The following is a 751-nucleotide window of genomic DNA, read 5'->3' as shown; positions in this document are numbered from 1 at the left end:
CAGCTAACGACCCGATTGCGGACGTTGCATGGCGGGGGTGCTCGCGCGTAAGTCAGCCAGCGATGATCGACGACGGGGCTACAGATTTTGCCTCTTATGGTGCGCAGCTTTTTAGGGGTGCGCTCAATCCGTGCATTGATGCCTTGCAGGCGGCTCTGAGCACTCTGCCACATGAAGATGCTGGCCTTCGGCTCCACGGGATCGATGGCCTCGCGCCTTCGCTTGCCATCGGTGGATGCGTCGGAGCCGTTGCTGCTTCAGTCCTGGGCGCAAACGCGAAACCAGTGCGGGCGATCCTGTTTAATAAGTCGCCGGAGACTAATTGATCGCTCGCACGGCATCAGGACCGAACAATATGTGTGAGGGAGAAGCGAGAGGCTCCCGGCTTTGGCCCATGGACCGTCAAGAGCGGCATGGTTCATGTCGCTCCCCCGTTCGACCTGCTGACCCGAATGGTAACGTTGCGGGCGCACTTCGACGATGTTCCGGCCACTAACGCTCCACTTCTCATCGCGCCTGGATCCCACAAGTGTGGCCGGGTCGCGGTCGACGACGTCGATAGGGTCATCGAGGTTTGCGGTAGCGTATCATGTGTTGCGGAGGCTGGGGACGTCTGGCTCTATGCAACGCCGATCCTCCATGCGTCGGAGGCAGCTTCTCTCCCTAACAGTAGGCGGGTGCTTCAAGTCGATTACGCCGCTGAAGAGCTTCCCTTTGGCCTTGAATGGCTTGGCGTGTAGCGTCCGTTTCC

At 59.9% G+C, this 751-nt stretch carries 2 pseudogenes; both read left to right on the top strand.

From position 1 onward, the window contains the following. Positions 1-326 (top strand): annotated as a pseudogene (locus ACSH0F_RS15145) (hypothetical protein); the annotation flags it as partial. 24 nt (positions 327-350) lie between these two features. Next, positions 351-740: pseudogene (locus ACSH0F_RS15140) on the top strand (phytanoyl-CoA dioxygenase family protein); the annotation flags it as partial. Between the last annotated feature and the right edge of the window lie 11 nt (positions 741-751).

Source organism: Qipengyuania sp. 902, from assembly GCF_051195295.1.
Taxonomy (GTDB): Bacteria; Pseudomonadota; Alphaproteobacteria; order Sphingomonadales; family Sphingomonadaceae; genus Qipengyuania.
Note: the sequence above shows the minus strand (reverse complement) of the source record. Positions and strands in the feature narration are given on the sequence as shown.